At 62.8% G+C, this 22108-nt stretch carries 21 protein-coding genes and 4 tRNA genes; 9 read left to right on the top strand and 16 right to left on the bottom strand.

The annotated features are described in order from the left end of the window. Positions 1 to 3: 3 nt before the first annotated feature. Both AC5Y3Z_RS14140 and AC5Y3Z_RS14135 read right to left on the bottom strand, forming a co-directional pair. Positions 4 to 1026, bottom strand: coding sequence for an acyl-ACP desaturase (locus AC5Y3Z_RS14140; protein ID WP_463828476.1), 1023 nt, complete (start codon positions 1024 to 1026; stop codon positions 4 to 6). Positions 1027 to 1158: 132 nt separating this feature from the next. Beyond that, positions 1159 to 1785: a TetR/AcrR family transcriptional regulator gene (locus AC5Y3Z_RS14135; RefSeq protein WP_463828477.1), complete on the bottom strand. Its 627-nt coding sequence runs from the start codon at positions 1783 to 1785 to the stop codon at positions 1159 to 1161. A 68-nt stretch (positions 1786 to 1853) separates the two neighbouring features. Between AC5Y3Z_RS14135 and AC5Y3Z_RS14130 the strand changes: the two genes are divergently transcribed. After that, entirely contained in the window at positions 1854 to 2870 is a 1017-nt protein-coding gene (locus AC5Y3Z_RS14130) for an oxygenase MpaB family protein (RefSeq protein WP_463828478.1), read from the top strand. Between the two features lie 10 nt (positions 2871 to 2880). On the opposite strand, the gene AC5Y3Z_RS14125 is transcribed toward AC5Y3Z_RS14130, so the two are convergent. Next, positions 2881 to 3378: a nucleoside deaminase gene (locus AC5Y3Z_RS14125; protein ID WP_463828479.1), complete on the bottom strand. Its 498-nt coding sequence runs from the start codon at positions 3376 to 3378 to the stop codon at positions 2881 to 2883. A 145-nt stretch (positions 3379 to 3523) separates the two neighbouring features. Here AC5Y3Z_RS14125 and AC5Y3Z_RS14120 point away from each other — a divergent pair, with 145 nt between their 5' ends. Further along, the gene (locus tag AC5Y3Z_RS14120; protein ID WP_463828510.1) at positions 3524 to 4363 is read left to right on the top strand and encodes an SAM-dependent methyltransferase; all 840 of its coding nucleotides are present in this window, start codon (positions 3524 to 3526) and stop codon (positions 4361 to 4363) included. 4 nt (positions 4364 to 4367) lie between these two features. Here AC5Y3Z_RS14120 and AC5Y3Z_RS14115 read toward each other — a convergent pair whose 3' ends face one another. Further along, complete coding sequence (locus tag AC5Y3Z_RS14115) at positions 4368 to 5189, bottom strand: TIGR04255 family protein (protein WP_463828480.1); 822 nt, start codon at positions 5187 to 5189, stop codon at positions 4368 to 4370. 83 nt (positions 5190 to 5272) lie between these two features. Continuing rightward, a tRNA-Lys gene (locus AC5Y3Z_RS14110) sits at positions 5273 to 5345 on the bottom strand. Between the two features lie 124 nt (positions 5346 to 5469). Here AC5Y3Z_RS14110 and AC5Y3Z_RS14105 point away from each other — a divergent pair. The 3 genes from AC5Y3Z_RS14105 (at position 5470) to AC5Y3Z_RS14095 (ending at position 5761) form a co-directional block, all read left to right on the top strand. Further along, a tRNA-Glu gene (locus AC5Y3Z_RS14105) sits at positions 5470 to 5542 on the top strand. 32 nt (positions 5543 to 5574) lie between these two features. Next, positions 5575 to 5651: transfer RNA gene (locus AC5Y3Z_RS14100), tRNA-Asp, on the top strand. 33 nt (positions 5652 to 5684) lie between these two features. Then, positions 5685 to 5761, top strand: a tRNA-Phe gene (locus AC5Y3Z_RS14095). A 32-nt stretch (positions 5762 to 5793) separates the two neighbouring features. Here AC5Y3Z_RS14095 and AC5Y3Z_RS14090 read toward each other — a convergent pair. The 5 genes from AC5Y3Z_RS14090 to AC5Y3Z_RS14070 all read right to left on the bottom strand — a co-directional run bounded on the left by AC5Y3Z_RS14090 (position 5794) and on the right by AC5Y3Z_RS14070 (position 9855). Then, a complete protein-coding gene (locus AC5Y3Z_RS14090; protein ID WP_008263933.1) occupies positions 5794 to 6951 on the bottom strand; it encodes a tyrosine-type recombinase/integrase in 1158 nt (385 codons plus the stop codon). Continuing rightward, entirely contained in the window at positions 6952 to 7185 is a 234-nt protein-coding gene (locus AC5Y3Z_RS14085) for a helix-turn-helix transcriptional regulator (RefSeq protein WP_008263943.1), read from the bottom strand. A 10-nt stretch (positions 7186 to 7195) separates the two neighbouring features. Next, complete coding sequence (locus AC5Y3Z_RS14080) at positions 7196 to 8542, bottom strand: hypothetical protein (RefSeq protein WP_020821580.1); 1347 nt, start codon at positions 8540 to 8542, stop codon at positions 7196 to 7198. Next, on the bottom strand, positions 8539 to 8961 hold the full coding sequence (locus tag AC5Y3Z_RS14075) for a hypothetical protein (protein WP_008263947.1): 423 nt from the start codon (positions 8959 to 8961) through the stop codon (positions 8539 to 8541). The genes AC5Y3Z_RS14080 and AC5Y3Z_RS14075 overlap by 4 nt, the downstream gene beginning before the upstream one ends. A 99-nt stretch (positions 8962 to 9060) precedes the next feature. After that, a complete protein-coding gene (locus tag AC5Y3Z_RS14070; RefSeq protein ID WP_020821582.1) occupies positions 9061 to 9855 on the bottom strand; it encodes a GntR family transcriptional regulator in 795 nt (264 codons plus the stop codon). 79 nt (positions 9856 to 9934) lie between these two features. Here AC5Y3Z_RS14070 and AC5Y3Z_RS14065 point away from each other — a divergent pair, with 79 nt between their 5' ends. Beyond that, a complete protein-coding gene (locus AC5Y3Z_RS14065) occupies positions 9935 to 10366 on the top strand; it encodes an NUDIX hydrolase (protein ID WP_008263949.1) in 432 nt (143 codons plus the stop codon). 7 nt (positions 10367 to 10373) lie between these two features. Here AC5Y3Z_RS14065 and AC5Y3Z_RS14060 read toward each other — a convergent pair whose 3' ends face one another. Further along, positions 10374 to 11942, bottom strand: coding sequence for a hypothetical protein (locus AC5Y3Z_RS14060; protein WP_224097130.1), 1569 nt, complete (start codon positions 11940 to 11942; stop codon positions 10374 to 10376). A 264-nt stretch (positions 11943 to 12206) separates the two neighbouring features. Between AC5Y3Z_RS14060 and AC5Y3Z_RS14055 the strand changes: the two genes are divergently transcribed. Further along, positions 12207 to 12653 (top strand): DUF6188 family protein, encoded by a 447-nt coding sequence (locus AC5Y3Z_RS14055; protein ID WP_014710938.1) that lies wholly within the window; start codon positions 12207 to 12209, stop codon positions 12651 to 12653. A gap of 28 nt (positions 12654 to 12681) precedes the next feature. On the opposite strand, the gene AC5Y3Z_RS14050 is transcribed toward AC5Y3Z_RS14055, so the two are convergent. Continuing rightward, positions 12682 to 13578, bottom strand: a complete 897-nt coding sequence (locus AC5Y3Z_RS14050; protein ID WP_014710939.1) for an alpha/beta fold hydrolase — start codon at positions 13576 to 13578, stop codon at positions 12682 to 12684. Then, positions 13575 to 16661 (bottom strand): MMPL/RND family transporter, encoded by a 3087-nt coding sequence (locus tag AC5Y3Z_RS14045; RefSeq protein WP_024636820.1) that lies wholly within the window; start codon positions 16659 to 16661, stop codon positions 13575 to 13577. The genes AC5Y3Z_RS14050 and AC5Y3Z_RS14045 overlap by 4 nt, the downstream gene beginning before the upstream one ends. 796 nt (positions 16662 to 17457) lie before the next feature. On the opposite strand from AC5Y3Z_RS14045, the gene AC5Y3Z_RS14040 reads away from it, so the two are divergent. Next, positions 17458 to 18093, top strand: a complete 636-nt coding sequence (locus AC5Y3Z_RS14040; RefSeq protein WP_014710941.1) for a TetR/AcrR family transcriptional regulator — start codon at positions 17458 to 17460, stop codon at positions 18091 to 18093. A 58-nt stretch (positions 18094 to 18151) separates the two neighbouring features. On the opposite strand, the gene AC5Y3Z_RS14035 is transcribed toward AC5Y3Z_RS14040, so the two are convergent. Then, entirely contained in the window at positions 18152 to 19345 is a 1194-nt protein-coding gene (locus AC5Y3Z_RS14035; RefSeq protein ID WP_014710942.1) for a cytochrome P450, read from the bottom strand. Between the two features lie 83 nt (positions 19346 to 19428). Here AC5Y3Z_RS14035 and AC5Y3Z_RS14030 point away from each other — a divergent pair, with 83 nt between their 5' ends. Then, positions 19429 to 20010, top strand: coding sequence for a TetR/AcrR family transcriptional regulator (locus tag AC5Y3Z_RS14030; protein WP_014710943.1), 582 nt, complete (start codon positions 19429 to 19431; stop codon positions 20008 to 20010). 57 nt (positions 20011 to 20067) lie between these two features. Here AC5Y3Z_RS14030 and AC5Y3Z_RS14025 read toward each other — a convergent pair whose 3' ends face one another. Together AC5Y3Z_RS14025 and AC5Y3Z_RS14020 are read right to left on the bottom strand one after the other, a co-directional pair. Next, complete coding sequence (locus AC5Y3Z_RS14025; protein WP_131806047.1) at positions 20068 to 20379, bottom strand: hypothetical protein; 312 nt, start codon at positions 20377 to 20379, stop codon at positions 20068 to 20070. A 59-nt stretch (positions 20380 to 20438) separates the two neighbouring features. After that, positions 20439 to 21812, bottom strand: a complete 1374-nt coding sequence (locus tag AC5Y3Z_RS14020; RefSeq protein ID WP_224097131.1) for a rolling circle replication-associated protein — start codon at positions 21810 to 21812, stop codon at positions 20439 to 20441. Between the last annotated feature and the right edge of the window lie 296 nt (positions 21813 to 22108).

Raw genomic sequence — 22108 nt, 5'->3', positions numbered from 1 at the left:
CCCCTACCGGCGACTCATCGTCAGCTTGCCCGCGGTCTGGTGCAGTTCGAACGCAGTGGTCCTCTTGCCGGTGCGGAGCTCCCGGTCGAGTTGACGCTGCTTGGACACCTCGAACTTGTCGCAGGACTGCTCGAGTTCCTTGATCAACAGGGCCAGGTCGTCGCGCAGCGCGGCCGCCTCGCCGGTGATGTCCTCGCGCTCGAAGAACCGCCACTTCTTCAGCACCGGCATCACCACGTCGTCGAGGTGGATGCGGGGGTCGTAGACGCCGCCGACGGCGATGAACACGGCCTTGCGACGGAATTCCGGAACCTGGAAGCCGGGCATCTGGAAGTTGCGCAGGATCTTGTGCAGCGACTTCGTTGCCTGGTTGGGGCAGATCTCGAAACCGGCCTCGCTGACGTCGCGGTAGAAGATCATGTGCAGGTTCTCGTCGGCGGAGATCTTGGCCAGCATCTGATCGGCGACGGGCTCGTTGCAGGCCTTGCCGGTGTTGCGGTGCGAAATCCGGGTGGCCAGTTCCTGGAACGTGACGTAGATGACGGAGTCGAAGAGGCTCTCGGCGAACAGGTCGTCGCGGACCTGGTGGTTCTGGCCTGGGCTGAAGCCCCGGTTGACCACCTCCATGCGCAGCTTCTCCAGCTCATAGGGGTCGACCGCACGAGTCACCACCAGGTAGTCGCGCAGCGCGATGCCGTGCCGGTTCTCCTCGGCGGTCCACCGGTTGACCCAGTGTCCCCAGGGTCCGTCCAGGCCGAAGTTCATGGCGATTTCGCGGTGATAAGACGGCAGGTTGTCTTCGGTCATCAGGTTCTGGACCATCGCCACCTGCGCGAGGTCGGACAGCTTGCTTTCCTCGGGATCCCAGTCCTGCCCGCCGAGAGCGTAGAAATTCTTGCCATCCGACCACGGAATGTAGTCGTGCGGGTTCCAGTCCTTGTGCATCTTCTCGTGCCGGTTGATGTACTTCTCGACGACCGGCTCGAGCTCGTGCAAAAGCTGCAGGTTGGTCAGCTCGGCTGACATGATCCCTCCAGTTATCTGTGTCTTTGGGTTGCAGTCAATATATCTGTGTCTATCAGTAGCATCAAGTTTCTCGGCGGTGTGGCGTATCACGCTCGGGTCACATTCGAAACGGGTGCCCGAGGGCGTCCGGCGCTAATCCTGGGCAGCGTCGCCGGCGGGGAAATCAGCCAGCGGAACGTAGGTAGCGGCCGTGCTGAGCAGCATGTCGACGCAGTAGTCGATGAACTGTTCGCGACTGGCGCCCAGCTGCCCGCTCAGGTAGGCGGTGAACAAACCGGTCAGCGCGCCGATCAGGCTGGTGGCGACCAGTTTCTGGACGACGGGGTCAGCGATGCGGGACAACTTGCGCTGCAGCAGGGCGATGAAGTTAGGCATCCACTCCGCGCCGGACTGGGTCAGTATCGGCTCCACCGCGGGAGCCAGCAGCAACACCCGGCCGCGCACCGGGTCGTCGACCATCAGCGCGACGAATTGCTCGACGGCTTCGCGTGGCGTTTTCGCTGAGGTGAGAGCGGCCATCGCCTTGGTGCAGACGTCGTCGTAGACGGCGCGGACAAATTGGTCGCGGTCGGCGAAGCTCTCGTAGAAGTAGCGCTCGGTCAAACCGGCTTTCCGGCAGACGGCGCGCACAGTGAGCGCCGGGCCGTGTTCCCCGCCGAGTAACTGCACGCCCGCGGCGACCAGGTCGTCACGGCGCAGGGCATGGCGGTCCTGCACGGGAACACCCGACCAGCGCCCCCGCCGTTGACCCGCCTGCACTTCTGCTCCTAAGATTGATTCTGACAACGCGCGTAGTCAGAATGGTCGAGAACCGAGGTTGAACACTTGTGACTCAAGATACGTCTGCCGGCTGCCCGCTGACCAGCGATGATGCCCCATCCGATGAGGTGGTGGCCGCCGGTTGTCCGGTGTCGTCCGGCTACGACGCGCCGCCGACCCCGCTCGGCCCGGGTTCGCTGACCTGGAAGTATTTCGGCGACTGGCGCGGCATATTGCAGGGCCCGTTCGCCGGGTCCATGCAGAACATGCACCCCCAACTGGGTGCGGCGGTCGAACAACACTCGACGTTTTTCCAAGAGCCGTTGCCGCGGGTCTTGCGGTCGCTGTACCCGATCGGCGGGGTGGTCTTCGACGGTGACCGGGCGCCGACGACGGGCGCCGAGGTGCGCGACTACCACATCGGCATCAAGGGTGTCGACGATCAGGGGCGGCGCTACCACGCGCTGAATCCCGACGTCTTTTATTGGGCGCACTCAACATTTTTCATGGGCACCATCCTGGTGGCCGAGCGGTTCGGCGACGGACTGTCCGAGGCGGACAAACGCCAACTGTTCGACGAGCACATCCAGTGGTACCGCATGTACGGCATGAGCATGCGGCCGGTGCCCAAGACCTGGGAGGAGTTCCAGGACTATTGGGATCACATGTGCCGCAACGTGTTAGAAGACAACTATGCGACGCGCGCCGTACTCGATCTGACGATCTACGACAAGCCGCCGATCGCGCCCTGGATTCCGGATCGGGTGTGGGCAGCGCTGACCAAGCTGTCCCGGCCGATGTTCGTCTGGCTCACGCTCGGCTTCTACCATCCGGCTGTGCGGGAACGGTTGGGTTATCAGTGGTCTGCCCGCGACGAGTGGCTGCATCGGCGCTTCGGGAATCTGGTGCGGGCCATCTTCGCCTTCGTCCCGCCCAGATACCGCAAGCATCCGCGGGCCCGCGCCGGTCTGGATCGTGCCAGCGGGCGCATTCCGGCCGACGCGCCGCTGCCTCAGACGGCCGCGCGCAATCTGCCGCCGCTGGAGCGGCGCGGCAGCCCCAATCACTACTGCCCAGAGGTCTGACCGGATCCGCTCACTCCGGCAGGGCGGTTGCCTGACGCTGCCCGTCGTTGCGGTCCTGCCAGAGCCGGTAGACGTCGACCGCGGCGTCGCGCGGCTCGTACCGCATGGGCAGTCGCCGGTCCTGCCAGTCTTTGGCGAATTCGTCGTAGAAGGTGGCCAGTTCGAAGTATTTGCGGTCGTCGACGTAGTGCGGTTCGTAGGCATCGCGGGTGGTGAGGAAGACGACCTCATCAGGTGAGCAGTAGTAGAGCGAGCCCAGGCACATCGGGCAGGGATGGGCCAGCACGTAGATGGTGGTGCCGACCAGGTGCTCGGTGCCCAGCCTGGTGCAGGCGTCGCGGATCGCCAAGATCTCGGCGTGTGCGGTCGGGTCGCTGGTCTGAGCCACCTTGTTGGCGCTCTCGGCGAGGACTTCGCCGTCCTTGACGATCACGGTCGCGAACGGGCGACCACCTTCTTCGACGTTGCGGCGCGCGAGATCGATGGTGCGTTGGGCGAAGTCGGTCACAGATCGCAGCGTAGTCCCGATCGTGCCGGTCTCGACCGAACGTGATACTAACTAGATTATCTATATTTTTTGCTGAGGGGAGTTGGTCGTGCGTAGCGATCGCGATCGTTGGGATTTGGCTACGAGTGTCGGCGCGACGGCCACCATGGTCGCGGCTCAGCGTGCGCTGGCCTCCGAGCGTGCCCTTATCGACGACCCGTTCGCCGCGCCCCTGGTGCGTGCGGCCGGCCTCGACGTCTATGTCCGGCTGGTGAACGGCGAGATTCCCGCCGACGCCGAGGCTGGGTTCGATCCAGACCGGATGGCCCAGGGAATGGCCTGTCGCACAAGGTTTTACGATGATTTCTTCCTGGACGCCGCCCGCAGCGGGATCGCACAGTTCGTGATCCTGGCCTCCGGCCTGGACGCGCGCGCCTACCGGCTGCCGTGGCCGGCCGGCACCGTCGTCTACGAGGTCGACATGCCTGAGGTGATCGACTTCAAGACGCGGACGCTCAGCGAGTTGGGTGCCGAGCCGACCGCAGAACGCCGGACCGTTTCGGTCGACCTGCGCGACGACTGGGCAGCGGCACTGCGCGCGGCGGGTTTCGACGCCCAGGCGCCGGCGGCCTGGAGCGCGGAAGGACTGCTGGTCTACCTGCCCGGCGACGCGCAGGACGCGTTGTTCGACAACATCACCGCGTTGAGCGCGCCCGGTAGCCGGCTGGCTTTCGAGTTCGTACCCGACACCCGGATCTTCGAGGACCGGCGGTGGCGGGAACATTACGACCGGATGGCCGAACTCGGGTTCGAGGTCGATTTCAACGACCTCGTCTACCACGCCGAGCGCAGCCACATCCTCGATCATCTGTCCGGCGAGGGGTGGCAGACGTCGTCGCGCACCGTCAAGGAACTGCAGGATGCCAACGGCTTCGCCTACCCCGACGACGAACTCTCCCAGGCGTTCGCCGACATGACCTACAGCAGCGCGGTGCTGGGGTCGTAGAGCGCTACTGCTGCCCGCGCAGCAGGTCGTCCTTGAGGCGCGTGGTCAGCATGTCCTGGAAGACCGTCTGCGCCGGGGCATACAGATCCCGGAAGGTCGAGAGCAGCGCCTCGCGGTTGTACTCGGGGATCGCGCCGGTGGGCGGCGTCCAGAAGCTGTCGATATCCATCAGGAAGAACTGGCCCGTCCCGGCCGGTGCCACCCGGCGCAGGTGGTAGCTCTGGTCGAGGGCCTGGCCGACCCCCGGCCCGTACCGGACGATCAGCGACCTGCCGGGCTGCGCCTCCCGGAAGACGCCCGCGCCCTGCCATTCGGTGAGCGTCAGCCCGCCGGGAGCCAGCCGCTGCGGCCCCAGCAGGCTTTCGTCGATCCAGTTGGTCCATTCGATGCGGCCGTCGACGCCGGCGGGTACCCGGATCTCCAGGACGTAGCGCAACCCGATGCGCTCGACGCCGACAATCGAGGAAATGCGCGAGCGGGCGTCGACCACGCGCATCGCAACGTCGAGGAACGTGTCGAAATTGGTGTAGGCGGTGGTCTCGACGACGATCGCCTGGTTCTTCAGCGACGCCGCCGTGGTGTTCTCGCGGTTGGAATAGCGCACGAAGCGGTCGGCGACGGGCTGCGGGGGCTGGCCGGGAGCCGTCATACCCCACTGGACGTCCTGTGCCTGGCGCTCGATCGGCAGGTCGGCGAGCAGTTGTTGCTTCAGCTCGCGGCTCGCCGATTCGGTGAGGGTCTCTGCGGCCGGATGACGAATTTCCAGCGTTACCAGGGCTACGGGGGCGTTTGGTTGGGCATCAACGGAAGTCACGTCCGGAAGCATAGCCGCGAGCATAACCGTGCGGGGCGGCATTCGAACGGTGCGCCCAACTTCGCGTCGGCAGCGGGACGTGACCAGCGCCGCGGTGCCCCCAGCAGGGCTCGAACCTGCGACCTGCGGATTAAAAGTCCGTAGCTCTACCAACTGAGCTATAGGGGCGTGGAGACTCAGGATACTGGGTGGCCGGTTGGGCCTCGTTTGAGGATTAGGCCCGGGGTGCCCTAAGCTGACTTGGCTCCCAACGGTGATCTCGTTGCGAGTGCCCCGGAGAGATTCGGTTCTGGCCCCCTTCGTCTAGCGGCCTAGGACGCCGCCCTTTCAAGGCGGTAGCGCGGGTTCGAATCCCGTAGGGGGTACTTGCGACGCGGGTGACCGCGGAGCAGAGCAAGGCCCTGTGGCGCAGTTGGTTAGCGCGCCGCCCTGTCACGGCGGAGGTCGCGGGTTCGAGTCCCGTCAGGGTCGCCAGCACGGCGAGGCACACGCTGCCTGCCGGCTTCCGGCCAGGTAGCTCAGTCGGTACGAGCGTCCGCCTGAAAAGCGGAAGGTCGGCGGTTCGATCCCGCCCCTGGCCACCAGTCTTGAGCTGCACGGACGCGGTGATGGCACTCTATGGATGGTTCGGTGTGTCCGGTTCCTGTCCGTTCGCCCGGTTTTTGGCGACGTCCTGAAGCCGGTCGAGATTCGTGGCTACGTGGTCGAGTTCGTCTGAATAGAGGTCGCTGTAGATGTTCGCGGTGACGGTCGGCGTCGAGTGCCCCATCGTCTTCTGGACGTAGCGGAGGTCGGCGCCGGAGGCCCGGGCCAGGCTGGCGTAGGTGTGGCGCAGGTCGTGAATCGTCAGCGGCACCAGTCCGGTTTTCTTTAGGGCTTCGTTCCAGTCGGTATGCCGGCGCCAGTTGTTTGATCTGAGGAACCCGCCATTTGGCGAGGTGATTGCATGTTCTGTGGGCGCGCGATTATCGATCCTTGGTTTGAGCGCGTCGATGACGATTTGGGGGAGTGGGACGGTTCGGGCGGCGGCGCGAGTTTTTGGCGGCCCGACGATGATCCGGCCTTCCACTTCTGGCGCGGCCTGGCGGACATAGAGCCGACGCGCAGTTAGGTCGATGTCGCCGACCCGCAGGCCGACGAGTTCGGACCAGCGCAGGCCGGTGAAGGCGAGGATGATCACCACGTCGCCGTGGTCGCCGCATGCGGCTGCCAGGGCGGCGACTTCGGTGGCGGTCAGATAGCGGTGGCGTTCTCGGGTGGGTATCCGCCCGGATGACACCCCGTCAGCCGGGTTGCTGTGGATTCGACCGTCCTCGCGCGCCATGTCGAGAATCGACCGCAGCAGCCGCAGCGTGGCGAGTTTGGCCCAGGGACCGACGGTCATGGAATCGATGAATTGCTGTATATCCTTTCGGCTGATTTCATCAACCGGGACGTGGCCGAAACGCGGACTGATGCGTAGTTCCCAATGCTGGGTGTAGCCGCTCCAGGTCTTGGGCGACACTGCGGGGCGTTTCAACGCGCTGTATTGCGTCCAGACAGCGGCGAGTTTGGCCCGGCCAAGTCGGGGGTCGAAGCGTCTGGCGCCGATCGCCGCTTCGCCATCCCGGTCGGCCTTGAATGCCCGCGCTTCTCGCAAGGTGGCGAACGTCGACGACGTCTCAGCCCATCCCGACGGGGAGTCTGAATCACGCACCAGGTAGCGCACTTGATAGCGCGGCAGACCGGCCGAATTGATCCGCTTTCGGATACCGCGCGGGACCGATCCGGCCACTTAGCGACGCACCTTACGAAGCCATGCGCGGACTTCAGCTGCGTCCCAACGTCTTACGCGATCAGATAGCGTGTAGCAGGGCGGTCCCACGTCTGCGCCGTGTTCGCGCAATGCGCCCCATCGACTCACCGTCGCAGCGGACACGCCAAGCAGCTCGGCCACCTGCTCCGCTGTTAGAAGCTCTGGAAAGGTCGCTGTCGCGGTGGCGCTGGTTTTGATGCCGAGGGTTGTCATGCCGATGTCCTCAGTTCTCTGCTGAACCAGCGCGACTTGAGCTTGTAGGCCCGTATTCTTGTGCGACAGAACGGATTAGCGAATCGGGCCAGAAGTCGGCGCGTACTCGCATCGTTGACCCGTCTTCGGCGATGACGTATCCGGTACCAGGCTCATTTGGGTTGATCCGATGCGCGGGGGCGGCGTCGGCGAGGCCGTCACCCAAGACCATGGCGACTTCGTCGCGTGAGCGCAGCCGCAGTGCGACGGTTTGGGTGAACAACCCGCGCATGGGCAGAATCTCCTTGCGAGGGTCCTGCATGAATGCGGCGACCACGATGCCTACAGCCCTACCCTTTGTCAGGATGCGTGAGAGTGAGCCCGCAACTTGCTTCCTCAGTGCCGCGTCCGTCATGTATGCGGTCAAGCCCGCGAATTCATCGATGAGCAGCACGACGAGCGGTTCGGCGGTGCTCGGTGTGTGCGAACGCGCTCGGCCGGCCATCCTGCGACCGCGGCTGTCTAGTAGCTCCTCCAAGTTGGTCAGCAGTCTCGCGGCGTTGGCCTCGGTCGTCGCAATGCCGCTGAATAGTGCAGACCCGACTGACACTTCGATCCCGTACTTGAGATCCACGGCGAACAGCCGCACGGTTCCCGCCTTGATGGCTGGGCCTAATCCGCCTGCAATGCCCCAAAAAACGGAGCCCTTGCCCGCACCCGAGCACCCAACAGTGAGGGTGTGCAGGCCGGCGACGCGCAGAGTCCATGCCGACCCATTCTCACGCCGGCCGACCTCGACGCCCGTCGGCTCGACGCTGGTTGGGAATGCAGCGGTCTCTGCCTCTGAAAGGCATTGTTTCATAACGAATTCCACGCGAACCGTGCCGGGGCCGATCAGTGTCGAGCGGGCGGAATGCGCCCCGACAGCGTCACGAATTGCGGGGACCGCGTTTTCGAGGTCGTCCACCGTCTGGCCGGTCCGTGTTCGGACTGTCATCCGTAGGCAGTCGCCGAACATGCTCACCCCGAGAAGGCGAGGATGAGTCCAAACTGTCCTCGTCCTGCTCTTGCCCTGTGCGTCCGTGCGTGTGACGTGCTCGGGAGTCGACAACCCGCAGGCCTTGGCAACCCGTGGCCAGGAGATCGATGCCCAGATCAGCCATCGGGCCCGACATGCTGGTGTTGCAACATAACGCCCAAATGTGGCGGGGGAACGCACTCTCCAAACGACGAGCGAAACGGCGACCACGCCGATCACCGCAATGAGCCACATGGCGCCGACCGCCAGCAGGTGCGTGAGGTCAAAGAAGTCGATGCCGGCGTCGGGATCTGGAATCGAATACGGATCGCTAGGTACTACGGGGTCGTACGGACTCATGCTGACACCCGGTCTCCCGCTGAGGACCCCGCCTTGCCGGTGTCCGCAGTCATACCCGAGGCCCGAAACGACCACGCGATGCGGCCGGATTCGCTCGAACGGTCTACGTACGGCAATATGTATAGTTCCTCGAAAATCACTGGTGTGAAGGGCATTCCGGCAGTGTTCGGTGGGCACACAGGCTGCTTGGGCGTTGCGAACTTGACGGTGAGAGTGCGCGCTCGCTTACTAGCTGTCGGGTCGCCGTCGAGGACTTCGACCTGCCACAACGGAGCGCCTGATTCTCGATCAGTCGCCTGGACCTTGTTGTCCTTCGTCGACCGCTCGTAATCGATCACCGCCGTCACGTCGGACACCACAAACGCTTTGCGTGGGAAAACCTGCTGGTGTGACACCTTGAGCCATTTCGGCACAGACATTTGTCGACCTTTCATGAGAACTGCTCTAGACAAGTTGAGGTTACATAGTCGTCTAGAGGAGTGCAACGGTCGACGCCCAGTTGATCGAAGACTTTGGGCTCAGCGGGCCGGGAACTCGTATTCGAGCAGGTAGGCGGAAGCAACTTTCACCGTGTCGCAGACCTCAACCGCCACGTCATTCGCGTCATATGCGGTTCGCAGCACTGTCAATACGGGAACGCCTGGTTCGAGTTCCAGTTGCCGCCGTTCTTCGGGAGTGGGCATTCGGGCTGCGACCTCCTCGGTGAAGTGACCGAGTACGTGGCCATTCTCTTCCAGTCGGGCGTAGATGCCCCCGGGCCCAGTGTCCACCTGCTCGATCCTCGTGCCTTCGGCGAAAGCAGCCGGGATGAAGGAGACCGCCGTTTCAACCGGTCGGCCATTCGCCAGGTAGCGGCGCGATCGCACGACGATGTCATCGTCCGGTGATAATCGAAGTCGTTCCGCTACAAACGAATTCGGCTTCTCGCGGCTCACCGCAATATTGTCGACTTGCGGCGAGTAACCCGATTTCTCGGCCTCGACGGTAAACGCCGCCTTGCCTGCCGCGCGATGCTGTCGCGCGAATCGATCCGACGCGAGCCGGCGGATGGGGGGCGTCGGGCGAATAAACACCCCGCGGCCATGCTGCGAGACGACCAGTCCCTCGGAACGAAGCTCCTGCACAGCTTGTCTTACCGTCATGCGTGCCACACCGAAATGCTCGATAAGTTCCGTCTCAGACGGCAGTCGTTCCCCGGGAGCTAGCCGGTTGGAACGGATCGCTTCTCGCAACATGCCCGCGATCTGCCGATATGGCGGCTTGTCATCGGCTCTGTCGATTTGTCCAAGTTGCAGCACCCGCTGGCCTTCCATCACATGTCTAGACGACTAGTCTAGGAAGCCAGTCAACCCGTGTCTCTTCTGCCGGCATCGAACAAGGAGGACCCCAGAAATGGCAACCTCGCCTAAGCACTCGGTCAGTGTCGCCGGCATCGTAGTGCGTGACGATGATCGCGTTCTCGTGATCAGGCGGGACGACAACGGCCACTGGGAAGCCCCTGGTGGTGTACTCGAACTAGGCGAATCTTTTGAGGACGGTGTTCGGCGCGAAGTCCTTGAGGAAACCGGATTGACGGTGAAGGTAGAACGTCTCACCGGCGTTTACAAGAACCTGACCCATGGGATTGTCGCTCTGGTCTACCGCTGCCATCCGGCCGATGGGGACACTCACCCCACTGCGGAAGCCCGCGAGGTTCGTTGGATGACAAGGGAGGAAGTTCAGTCAGCGATGAATCCTGCATTCGCGGTGCGTGTACTGGACGCGTTCGACGAAGAAACTCATTCGCGGGTCCATGACGGCGTCAACCTCGTGTCGGGCTGCTAGGGGTCCACTACACGCTGTCCGGATGTAATCCGAACAGTGCTTGATAGAACACTGCTCGCTTTGGGGGCGCTGGCTCGACCTCGCCCGGACGAGCCTGCACGCATCCCAGGAACGCACTAGACGACGGCGCATTCGCCGGTTTGTTCCGGACGATAAGTTTCGTGAACGCTTCGATGTACTCGAGCGCCGCTCGGATGAGGGTGAAACCGGTTGTCGCAAGGTCGGCCACCATTGACGAACCGGTAAAGGGCGAAACAGGTTCGGTCTGCCACACTCCCAGCGCGTCGTAGTGGTGCTGAGTCATCTCATTGTCGGCACCGAGGGCTAACTCGGGAATCACACTGAGATTCAGCGCCACGTTCATCGTGTTGCCGTAGCTGCGGCCAGGGTGGGTGTCGACGGCAAGAACGCCATCGTGGATGTGATTCCTCAACTGCTTGCAGAGCCACGCATACACCCGCAGGCGCGTCACGTCACCCAAAAGTGACTGGTCGTACTGCGTTCGCACTTCCTTGTCGATGAAGGTCCGCGAGTCGAGTGATCCCCGAGCCTTTTTCCGATCAACTGACGGGTCGACCATCGCTTGGTAAGCACGCCCGAAAATATCGAAAACTGCTGCAAGATAGAGTAATTCACGGTCAAAAGCTTCAGCGGTAGCCTCGGCAACATCTTCGTTCCGCTTCCCGTCCAGCGGGTTCGACAGCGCGGCCAGCAGATCGTCGAACGCGCGCGCTGCACGTCTCAGGCGGATGCGAACCGACGTGAATGCCTCTGCGGCCTCAGGTCCACCTTTAGCGGCAGCCGCAAACATTGAAGCGGCATCGAAGTATGGCAATCCGCTGACCGTGCCCCAGTCGTAAAGATTGACGATGGTCGCAGTCGACTCCGTCGTCTCCCAGCTTCCGCCACCCACCAACATGCCGCGCTCGACCGTCACAACCGGATTGCTAGTCACCCGCAAGTAGTGACCGATGAGTGGTACAGCCGCGTCGGGTGTCACGCTGACGACCACATCGTTGTCGGCGACATCTGTTCGTCCCGCAGTGGGGGCGGTGGTGACGATGGCATCGATGCCAACAGCCCCGGCGGCGGCAGCATAGGCAGCTGCACGATGTCGCTGATCGAGCGTCAACGGGGGGAGGCCGTCCGGCGCATCGTGCTCATCGAGCTGCTGGTACGCGGCGAAGAACCGAGCCTTGGACCAGGCACGGTAGCTCTCGCCACGAGCGGTGCTGACGGAGAACTCGGCCGCGTCGCAGAACTTGCCTGCGTCAGCTACGTTCGTGAAATTGACGGTGTGGCAAGGCGGTTCATCGAGCAACTCGGTCCACCCGCTCGGAGCTTCCGTTGCCGCCGGGATCAATAGGTGCACCTCGATCTCGTCGCGCGTCAGGAACCCGGTGATGTAGCCCTCCTCCGGCGGCTCCGCGATGGTCCCGACATCAATGCCCAGCCGCACCGGGCGCGTTGCCGGCCTCAATGGGTACAGAGGCTCCAACTTCGAGTCTCTCGTCGGCGGCCGAACGTAGCGCATGAAGCGCCAGTTGGGCCGGCCGGATGGGATGGTGATCGCCATATTGGGATGGTCGCACTTGGGGATGACAACTCAGATCGGTCCGTAGTGTTCGCATTCCGACGACTGCATGCATACGGCAGGTCAACCGACCGCAGCCACACCAGAGCCGCACGGCAGGGGAGGCGCGCGAGCGCATTGATCGAGGTTTGCAGCGCATTCTTGATGCATGGAACGCCCGCGATAGCGCATAGGAATACTAATAGTATCGTTGCGCTACTATCGGTAGCATAGATGGGACTCACCGACGCGTCGAAGGGGGCGGTTATGCACACGCAATGGATTGAGCAATGCACCGTTCAGCGAGTCTCGCTGCACGAAGGGCTCATACTCGACCTCGACGGTTACAACGAATTGGTGATTTCCCGACCGCTGCGACTGACCCTCCCGCCGGCAGGAGCCTGGCCGTCGGATGAAGTGTTGATCGACCCCATCAACCTTTCGCCCGAGGAGCGGCCACTGTTGGACCTTGCCGGAGCGATCTGCACGCGCGCCTGGTGCGACGACGACGGGGCCTTACATCTCTGTTTCTCCCCCGGCCACCGCATCGACGTCGACCCGGATGTAGCGGCGACCTCGTGGGAACTCTATGGCAAGTGTCACGGATACGTGGCGTGTCTGCCGCGAGGTCGCGTCCGAGCGATTCGGCACGACCTTCCTGTCGACGAGAATGACTCAGACGCAACACAACCCAAAGCCATGGCACATCAGTAGCCCGGGTGGCTGAAGACTCGCTGGATGCTTATGTCAGGGTCCTCATGGCGCGGTCGAGGAAGTCGGTAACCGCGGCGGTGAACGCGTCGTTGTTGTCGCCGGCAACCATGTGACCGGTGCCGGTGACGTCCGTCGTTTCGGCGTGCCTGACGAGCTGGCGGAATTCGCTGACGGTTTCCTGGGAGACTACGTCTGAAAGTGCCCCGCGTACCAACAGCGTTGGGGCCGTGATTCGACGTGCTCCTTCGGCGAGGAATCCGCTGATGGCGTCGAACTCCTCGCTGCCCGTCATGAGATTGCCTTGGAGGACATCGAAGTTGGAGCTGATGAAGGCCGGGTCCCAGCGCCAGATCCATCGGCCATCGCTACGTTGGCGCAGAACCTTGTGCAGGCCGTCGAGATTTTCGGGTCGCGCGCGGCGTGGGTTGTATTCGGCGATGACATCGGCGGCATCATTGAGCGTGCCGAATCCGTCGGGGTGTCCGGCCATGAATGACAGGATGCGACGGGCCCCATGAAATTCCATTCGCGGGGTGATGTCGACCAGGACAACGGCTGCCCAGAGGTCGGGTGGGGCCAGCAGATGGGTAGCGAGGATGATCAGCCCACCCAGCGACGCGCCGACGACGGCGGGGGGACTGTCGGCGCTGACGTGTCCTCGTACCGAGATCAGATCGGACACAAACCGTTCGATGTCATATTGTCCGCTCGGGTCCCAGTCGCTGTCGCCGTGACCTCGTGTGTCGTAGGCGACGACGGTGTAGCCGTGGGAATAGAGTCGACGGGCGGTGGTGGCCCACGCGTGACGGTTCTGGCCGCCGCCATGGAGCAGCAACACGACGGGGTGAGTCGCGGCGTGCCGGTAGCAATCGGCCACGAGAGTGATCCCGTCGCTGGTGCGGATGCGCTCTCGGCCAATTGTCATGTGGTCCGGTGTGGTCGGCCGTTGTGAGTCGAGGATTTCCGTTGCGGCCACCAGCTGGCCTCGCGCAGGAGCGTAGCGATCGCGGGCACCGTGAGGGTGCGAACGACGAAGGTGTCGAGTAGTAGGCCGCAGCCGACGATGAATCCGACTTGGATCATGATTCCGACAGAGCCGACCATCAGGCCGAACATACTCGCGGCGAAGATGAGCCCGGCTGAGGTGATGACTGAACCGGTGTTTGCGACCGTGCGTAGCACGCCGACGCGAATGTTGTGAGCGGATTCTTCGCGTAACCGCGAGATCAGCAGCATGTTGTAGTCGGCGCCGACGGCGACCAGGATGATGAACGCCACAAGCGGTACGGGCCAGGCGATTTCCTTACCCAGGCCGTATTGGAAGACGAGCGTCCCAATGCCCAGTGCCGCGCCATAGTTGAGTACGACCGTACCGAGGAGGTAGAGCGGGGCCAGCAAGGCACGCAGGAGAAGGACAAGGATCACTCCGACGATGACGAGCGTGGCGATCGCCAGCAGATGAAAGTCGGCCGACAGCAGGCGCTGAATATCGGAGTTGACGGCGGGGAAACCGGCCATCGATATCGTGGCGTTGGCCAGGGAGGTGTTCGGGCGTGCGGCCCCGGCAACTTCGGTGATTTTCTGAGCGAGATCCATCGCTTGGCTGCTGTAGGGGTTGTAGCTCGATTCGATCGCGAAGCGGGCGGTCTTGCCATCGGCCGACATAAAATGTTTTGCCACATCGGCGAACTGGCGATTCTCGAAGGTGTTGGCGGGCAGGTAAAAGCCGCTGGCGTTGTCCGAACCGGCGCTGGACCGCGCGGAATTTTGTAATTGGGTGGCGACCTGACTCATGCCGGACAACATTTCGATGTTGCTGTCGGCAAGGGTGTGCACGCCGGTGGCCAGGGCTTGTGCACCCGACGCGAGCTGGCTGATGCCGTTTTGGAGGCGGCGGATATTGCCGGCCATGTCGGCGGGATCGCCGAGTGCTCCGAAAGCCTTGTTCAGCGAGGTGACCGTGCTCTGCAGATCTGCTACGGTGCCCGCCGCATTGTCGCTGCCCGGCTGGTACATGTCGCCCAGGTTGGCGAGCTGGCTGAAAAAGCCGCCATCGCGCAAGGTCACCAGAATCTGCACCTGATCGCGGATCTGGGCACACTCGGGTGTGGTGGCACACCACGGGGAGGTGTTGAGCGCACCAACCAGCGGATCGATCGTGGCGATCGCGTTTTGGGCTTGTTGAGCTTCTTGACGCAGTCCCGGCCCGGTTCGGATCGCTTGATCGATGGTTGGTGTGGTAGCCGAAAGTTGCTGCAGCAGAGGGCGAAAGTGTTGAAATTGCGATCCGCTGGACTGGGCTTGGGTAAGGACCGCGGTCAGCGGTGTCAATGCCGTGCGCAGGGTGGTGTCAAGTTGCGCCAGGCCGCCGGCGAGTTGGTCGGCGCCACTGGTGAGTTTGGCCAGGTCGTCCTTATGGGCGTCTCCCTTGGCGACCGCGCCGGCCATCTTGTTGCCGATCTGGCCGTTTTGCCACGAGAGCTGTGCCTGATCGAGGCGTGCACCGGTGGGCCGAGTGACACCGGAAACCTTGGTGACGCCCGGCAATTGCGACACTCGAGACGCCATTTCATCTAGGTCGGCTAGGCCTTTACTGGTGCGCATATCTGTGGGTGATTCGACGACCATGAACTGTGTGATGACGATATCTTTGCGGAAATGCCTATCCAGCAAGCGATAGCCCTCATTGCTGGTGGTCGTCGCCGGCTGTCCTTGCCGATCGTCGTAGCTGATGTGCATAGTCAGCGCGACAGCCGCGAGGCCTAATACAAGTGCCAGGCTGGCGGCCAGCAGTGGGGCGGGTCGGCGGACCACGGCCACGGCGATCCAGTTCCAGTATCGGCGCGTGCGGTCAGCTTTGGGTTCGCCAATGCCATGTTTCGCGGCAAGCGCCAATACCGGAGGAAACAACGTTACTGTAGCTGCGACTCCGACAAAGACAGCGATCGCGCACGCCGGGCCTAATGCGCTAAATACGCTCAGCTTCGCAAAGACCAAGGATAGAAACGCAAACGCCACAGTCGCGGCGGAAGCCATGATCACCCGCCCGATGGTGGCGGTTGCGTTAATCACAGCCAGGTCAGCCGAAATCATCTGGCGGCGCTGCTCGTGATACCGGCTGATCAGAAACACGGAATAATCGGTGCCGGCACCCAACAAGATGGCAGTCATGAACGCAATCGTGAATTGCGACACCGGCATTCCTGATTCGCCCAGCGCCGAGAGCACCCCGCGCCCGACCGCCAGGCTCACACCGATCACGAGCAATGGCAGCAACGCGGTAACTAGTGACCGATAGATGACCAGCAAAATCACCGCGATCAGACCGGCTGTCACGATGGAGATGCCAATCAAATCCTGCTCAGCCGAATCGATTAGATCGCTGAATGTCGCGGGAGGTCCGGTTACACGAACGATCGTGGACGTACCGCTAAACGACTCGGCGACAATAGCGCGCACCGCCCGAACGGATTCCGCCGCTCTAGGATCGCCGAGCGTGCCAGCTACCCCGACCGGCACATACCACGCCTTGCCATCCTGGCTCATCGCCTGACCCGCAGTAACGGGGTCGGCTAACAGATCCTGAACCAGTCGCACGTGCTGGGAGTCGGCACGCAACCGCGAAACCATCGTTTTGTAGCGCTGACGCACCGGCGCAGTCAGGCCCGTCGGGTCCTCGAATGCAACAAAGACGGTGGTCTTGGACCCCTGCTCGCCGAATGCCGTGCCCATCCGGTCAACCGTCTGCAGCGATGGAGCATCAGGGGGGACCAGATTCACCGACTGCTGTTTCACAACGGTTTCCAGCTGGGGGAACAGCATCGCCAGGACGCCGGCGGTCACCACCCACGCCCCGATGACCAGCACCTTATGTCGGATGCTGAACCCCGCCAGGCGAGCTAGTCGATCACTGTATGCGCCCTCGCCCGCCGCGACCTTGCGAAGTTGCTCCCGAACTGGGCGACTCAGCGTCGCCACCCCCGAGGAAACCCACCCGTTGTCCGCCATCCCCCACCTCCGTTATCCCAAAAGAAACTAACGGTGTCGGAACAGTACCGCTAGTACCCTTTCGCTTCGTCGCCGAAACCGCGACAGGCGTGCACCCGTCGACCGCTACCGCACTACTCACCTGGATTGGCCCGAGAGCACCCCGCAGGCGACGGACCAGCATTTCGCGCCTGGCGCGACGTGCCCCTCGGCGCGCAGGTTGATTGACCGTGACGACGCACCGTCGCCGAAATTCTGAAAGGTTCATGAACGCCGCAGACGAAAAGCCAGCCGGGAAGTTAGCCTGGTGGGATCGTCGTGCACGTGGTTGTACATTTCCCGGTTCATCAAATTGTCGTCCAGGTATGAGCAGTAGCGAGGCGGGTAATGCCGAGGACGAACGCGGTCTTGGTCCGGCGGCGTTCGGTGGATGTCACTGGTAATGGTGCGGCCGCTGAGCCTGAAACCGCGAGCCGCACTCATCCACACTTGGGTCCTGGTTAGCGCAAGCAGCGCATTCATCGCAGAACGCCATCCTCGGCGTGTGCGAGTCCCTGCCGCACAAGTTGGGAGGGTTCGTGGGATGGCCTCATGAACCGACATGCCAGCCGTGCATTGGTGGCCTTTTGGACCACGGGTTGTTCGAGCCGTTGCCTGATCACGAATCCCCCTACTACGCACAAACCCCTACGAATAACTGTACTATTGGTAGCGCTATGCTACCAACAGTAGCGTTAGTTGGGTAGTGGCTGGATCAATCGCCAATGCAGATGCGATTCGGTGCGGGCCAGGTATGCGTAGGGTTTACGGTGACCATATGGAGCGCGACGGTTTTGACATGCCGGTCGACGACGATGTCGATCCGCGCCTGGTGCGCTCCCGGACCCGGCTATTAGATGCAGCCACCAAACTCCTCAGCGCCGGCGGGATTGAAGCCGTCACCATAGACGCGGTCACCAAGGCCTCTAAAGTTGCGCGCACGACCCTCTATCGCCACTTCAGCAGCTCCACTCAACTACTGGCCGCCACATTTGAACGGCTGCTGCCGCAGGTTCACCTTCCGCCGGCGACGGGATCGTTGCGCGACCAACTCATCGAACTGTTGAGCCGACAGGCCACGCTGTTCCAGGAGGCGCCGCTGCACGTCACCACACTGGCTTGGGTCGCGCTTGGCCCAACATCAAACAGCACTCAGGAGACCTACGATCGGCACGCGCTGCGGACCCGGATCATCGAGCAGTATCGCCAGCCGTTCGATCTACTTTTGCAAAGCCCCGAAGCCTGCGCCGACCTCGATGAATTCGACCCCGAGCTGATCCTGTGCCAACTCGTGGGGCCGGTCGCCTTCGCGCGCCTCACCGGGCTGCGTGCCATCGATCGTCAAGACTGTGAGCGCATCGTCGATGACTTCCTCGCCGCGCACCGCCGCAAGGTCGACGAGCCCGCATCGTAGTGATCCCGCTCCGCGGGAATGGCGCCGCCCCAGCCGCTCTGCCTGACGCGCAGTTCGGCTAATTTGCCGACCACGAGATAGGCAAAGACATATAGCCCCGGATGAGGCCCGACCGCAGGCGCTGCGCGTTCTCTAGGTCGACTTCCCAGTTGGGCACTCGGGCCAGCAGGGCGCGCAACGCTATCCGGGCCTCCATCCGCGCTAATGACGCACCGAGACAGAAGTGGATACCTCGGCCGAACGCCACTTGATGTTCGGGTTTGCGCCCGATATCGAACACGTCGGGATCAGCAAACACTCGTTCGTCACGGTTAGCCGAGCCGAACAACAGCAGCACTGAATCACCGACGGACATCGTGACGCCATGCAGCGTGACGTCGCGGGTCAGAGTTCGTGAAAGTCCTTGCACCGGTGAGTCATACCGGAGGAGCTCCTCAACTGCGGGACCAAGCAAGTTGTCATCGGCGACTAGTCGTCGGCGAATGTCGGGATCGCTCGCAAGCACTACTGCGGCGTTGCTGAGCAGGTTCGAGGTGGTCTCATGGCCTGCGATGAGCAGCAACAGGCAAAAGCCAAGGAGGTCCTCGTCAGTAAGACGCTTTCCGTCGATCTCGGCGGACACCAAGGCCGACATCAAGTCGCCGCGCGGTTCGCGTCGACGCTCGGCGAGGAAGTCGGTGAAGTAGGCATAGACGGCCGCAGCCGCGGCCAGCCCCTCGCCCATCTCACCGCGCGCCGGATTGGACTGGACCATCGTGGTTGACCACTGCCGAAACTGTGCGCGGTCCTCGCGAGGAATGCCGAGCAAATCAGCGATCACCATGGCCGGCAGGACGGCGGCAAAGTCGGCGGCAAAGTCAACCGACCCTGCGCCCCGGTCAAGGCAATCTGATAAATCCTCCGCCAGGTCCTCAATCCCACTACTTAACGCCGCGATGCGCCGCGGGGTGAACGCCTTGCTTACCAACGCGCGCAGCTGATCGTGTCGCGGGGGATCCATCAAAATCATCATGGGCAAGAACGATGCGTGGAAATCTGAGCCCGGTGGAGTTGGAAATATGCCGTCCACGGATGAGTAGGTGTGATGGTCAAGCAGCGCGCTGACGACATCTTCGTGGCGACTGAAAACCCACGTGTTGGAATCGGCTGCGCGATACAGCGGGGCTTTGTCGCGCAGCTGCCGGTAGATGGGGTAGAGATCGTCCTGAATCGTCGCATCGAACGGGTCGTAGCGAAGTTGCACCGTCGTCATCTGAGCTCCTACCGCTGTGAATCTAATTATACGGCTGTCTAATCCAGTAGTTTAGACTGTAAGTCCAACCGAGAGGAGCGTCAATGCGCGAGGTTCCGCGAAAAATTGCCGACCGCCTGCCGCCGGCGGCGGCACTTTTCGCAGACCGCGGGCTCAACGACACCAAGATCGAAGACGTCGCCGCCACCACCGGCATCGCCAAGGCCACCCTTTACTACTACTTCGCCGGCAAAGAGGAAATACTCGCCTTCCTCCTCGAAGACGTCCTACAGCAAGTCGCGCACGAGGTCGCCGCAGTCGTGGAGGCAGAAGGCTCCGCCGCTCAGCGCCTGCACGCAGTCATCAGTGCCCAGCTGCGCGTGATGGCACAGAGACCCGCCGTCTGCCGCGCTCTCATCGGGGAACTGGGCCGCGCCGCCCGCATGCCCGTCATCGCCGACATGATCAGCGCCGCATACTTCGCACCCGTCGAGACGTTACTTCGCGCTGGCGCCGGCGACGGCTCACTCGTGACCCTCGACAACCCAGCAGTTGCCGCGATCGCGCTATTCGGTGCCGTCACGACCAGCGCACTGACCTACCTAGTGCTTGACGATGCGCTCGACGAAGATCGAATTGCCAGAACAATTCACGACCTCGTTTTTGTCGGTTTACGACCGCGCTAGCCGTCCCCCGCACCGCGTGGACGGTAGTGCGCAGCTGAGCATGGCCCGCGACTCGGACTATCCGGAGCATCCAGGCGACGCGGGGTCGTCGGAGTGAGCTACAGACAGCGCGTGACGCAGCGGATGAAGTACGGCTGGCCCACCCGTATGCACCGCCAGCCGCAGCTGCTCAATGACTGTGTGCACCTGACGTCGCTCTTCAGTGTCGGAAAGTCCGAATTCATAAAGCTCCCAACGATATTTATGATCCTCCAGCCGCAGGAGTAGCTCGTTGATCACGTTGTCCAGGTCCATCTGCTCAGCGGCCAATTCCTGATGATTCCTCGGCCGCTCACCATCCGGCAGGCGCGGCGACAGTTCGATGGTCACGTGCTAAGCGTATGTAGCCGGTTGCTGCAATGCGACGGTCAGAGGTGAATTGCGTTAGATCACTTACGGCCCGCGAGTTGTTCGTCGCGCACCGCCTTCGCCCGATCCGCCGATAACGCTGCCGCGAGCTGGGATGCGAACGCTGGTCCGTCGTTCACAAGGGCGTAGCCACCCGCGAAGCCGCCTTGGCGGCAGAGAAGTCGCCTCCGACAGACGTTGCGGTGGCGTACTTTGCCAGTCTTGGAGTTTGTTCGTTGAACTGCGACGCGGGTCATTCGCGGAACGAGTGCGGTGGGGAAGCAGTGGGTGCAATCGCTATGAATGGCCTGTGAGCGAGACCACCGACGGATGATCCTTCGGGCCGTCAGGTATGCGTCCTGGGCGATCTCAACGACTGCGGTTGCTCGTTCCAACCCGTGGACCCCCCAAAAGCGACCCGGTCCGCGGCCCGGCCGCCGCCAGGCCTCCGGAACGATGTGCTGGTATTCCTTGTCGCCCAATCTATTCGGTGATGAGTGCTTCGTGAAGTAGATCGCCAAGCGTTTGGGGTCGCAAGCACGCAATCCGTTGAGGCTGTCGATAGCCGTACCGGCGCGCAAGTGGCGTGTGCGTTGTTCAGGGTCGGGATGGGCGACGACTTCCGCCCATTCCTGCGACAACCATTCGCTGAACCTACGGCCTGATCGACCGACGGTATACGGGGGAGCCATCCATAGGTGAATGTGTGGTGCGCCGCGGCGTTGAAATTCCATCTTCCAGATGTAGCGCGCTGGTTCACCCCATTCGCGCTGAAATCGTTTGCGCCACAGCATCATATGTCGCTTTACGCTGGCTCCATCGGGTGCGACCGATTCCCAGTCGCCGGGGTAGGTCAGCGTGACCATCGCGGGTACCCGTCCGCTTTCCACCATCGGCGTGTAGTCCAGCTCGGCGAAGGTGCGGCACATCGCCGCACGCGACTTGCGGGACCATTCGGTGATCGCACGGCCCGACGGGTCAGGCACATCACGACCGGCCTTTATGCGGTCTACCTCGCCCGCTACGTCCTGCATGTGCTGGCCCACGGTCCGCTCAGATGCCTTCTCCGCGCGAACGGGATTGGTCCAGCCGAGACGGACGACGCCCGGGCCGATCGTGATCCGGAATCGCCCGCACTCAGGTTCGACATCCAGCCGGTCCCGTCCATGCGCCCATGGTTCGGCCGGTTCGAACAGCGCCGCTGCCGAGGCCACCATGTTGGGCCTCGGGAACCGCAGCCCCAAGGCATCCGAGGCCGACAGTTCCGCATCAACAATGCCGTCGACGGTGTCGCGGACACTTTTGGCGCATATAACAAGCCCGTTGGTCCCAGCCGGAACACGGTCTACGCCGCTCCCGCCGTCCGACCGACCGCTACCGCTCTCGCGCCCTGCGGCCTTGCCGGCCTCGGGCACTCGCGGTCTACCGGCGTCCGCCGCTCCGTCCGTGTTCCGGCTGGCCGTTCGGGTTGTGTCCGGCCGAAGGGTGAGTCGCTCCGCAATCGAGCTCGTTGAATGCGCGCTCGACCTCGTGATGCCGGGCATCGGGTACCTGCTCCCCGGGAGCCCCCAGCGCGCATCACTGAGTGACGGGCGATGAAGGGTCCCTTGTCGGGAGTGCTGTCACCGTGTCCGGTCTGTGTCCGATCGCCGGACGAGCAGCCTGCGTCAGACGCGCTCAGCGCGGCGTATTTGACGTATGGGAGTCATTA

Source organism: Mycobacterium sp. NGS61 (assembly GCF_059812325.1).
The sequence above is the reverse complement of the archived record's forward strand: the minus strand, read 5'-3'. Positions and strand labels throughout refer to the sequence as shown.

Bases quoted from the DNA above. Each gene is read 5' to 3' on its own strand.
- AC5Y3Z_RS14140 (WP_463828476.1), bottom strand. From the start codon at position 1,026: ATGTCAGCCGAGCTGACCAACCTGCAGCTTTTGCACGAGCTCGAGCCG.
- AC5Y3Z_RS14120 (WP_463828510.1), top strand. From the start codon at position 3,524: ATGGTCGCGGCTCAGCGTGCGCTGGCCTCCGAGCGTGCCCTTATCGAC.
- AC5Y3Z_RS14115 (WP_463828480.1), bottom strand. From the start codon at position 5,189: ATGCTTCCGGACGTGACTTCCGTTGATGCCCAACCAAACGCCCCCGTA.
- AC5Y3Z_RS14085 (WP_008263943.1), bottom strand. From the start codon at position 7,185: ATGACAACCCTCGGCATCAAAACCAGCGCCACCGCGACAGCGACCTTT.
- AC5Y3Z_RS14080 (WP_020821580.1), bottom strand. From the start codon at position 8,542: ATGAGTCCGTACGACCCCGTAGTACCTAGCGATCCGTATTCGATTCCA.
- AC5Y3Z_RS14075 (WP_008263947.1), bottom strand. From the start codon at position 8,961: ATGTCTGTGCCGAAATGGCTCAAGGTGTCACACCAGCAGGTTTTCCCA.
- AC5Y3Z_RS14070 (WP_020821582.1), bottom strand. From the start codon at position 9,855: ATGGAAGGCCAGCGGGTGCTGCAACTTGGACAAATCGACAGAGCCGAT.
- AC5Y3Z_RS14065 (WP_008263949.1), top strand. From the start codon at position 9,935: ATGGCAACCTCGCCTAAGCACTCGGTCAGTGTCGCCGGCATCGTAGTG.
- AC5Y3Z_RS14060 (WP_224097130.1), bottom strand. From the start codon at position 11,942: ATGGCGATCACCATCCCATCCGGCCGGCCCAACTGGCGCTTCATGCGC.
- AC5Y3Z_RS14055 (WP_014710938.1), top strand. From the start codon at position 12,207: ATGCACACGCAATGGATTGAGCAATGCACCGTTCAGCGAGTCTCGCTG.
- AC5Y3Z_RS14050 (WP_014710939.1), bottom strand. From the start codon at position 13,578: ATGACAATTGGCCGAGAGCGCATCCGCACCAGCGACGGGATCACTCTC.
- AC5Y3Z_RS14045 (WP_024636820.1), bottom strand. From the start codon at position 16,661: ATGGCGGACAACGGGTGGGTTTCCTCGGGGGTGGCGACGCTGAGTCGC.
- AC5Y3Z_RS14040 (WP_014710941.1), top strand. From the start codon at position 17,458: ATGGAGCGCGACGGTTTTGACATGCCGGTCGACGACGATGTCGATCCG.
- AC5Y3Z_RS14035 (WP_014710942.1), bottom strand. From the start codon at position 19,345: ATGACGACGGTGCAACTTCGCTACGACCCGTTCGATGCGACGATTCAG.
- AC5Y3Z_RS14030 (WP_014710943.1), top strand. From the start codon at position 19,429: ATGCGCGAGGTTCCGCGAAAAATTGCCGACCGCCTGCCGCCGGCGGCG.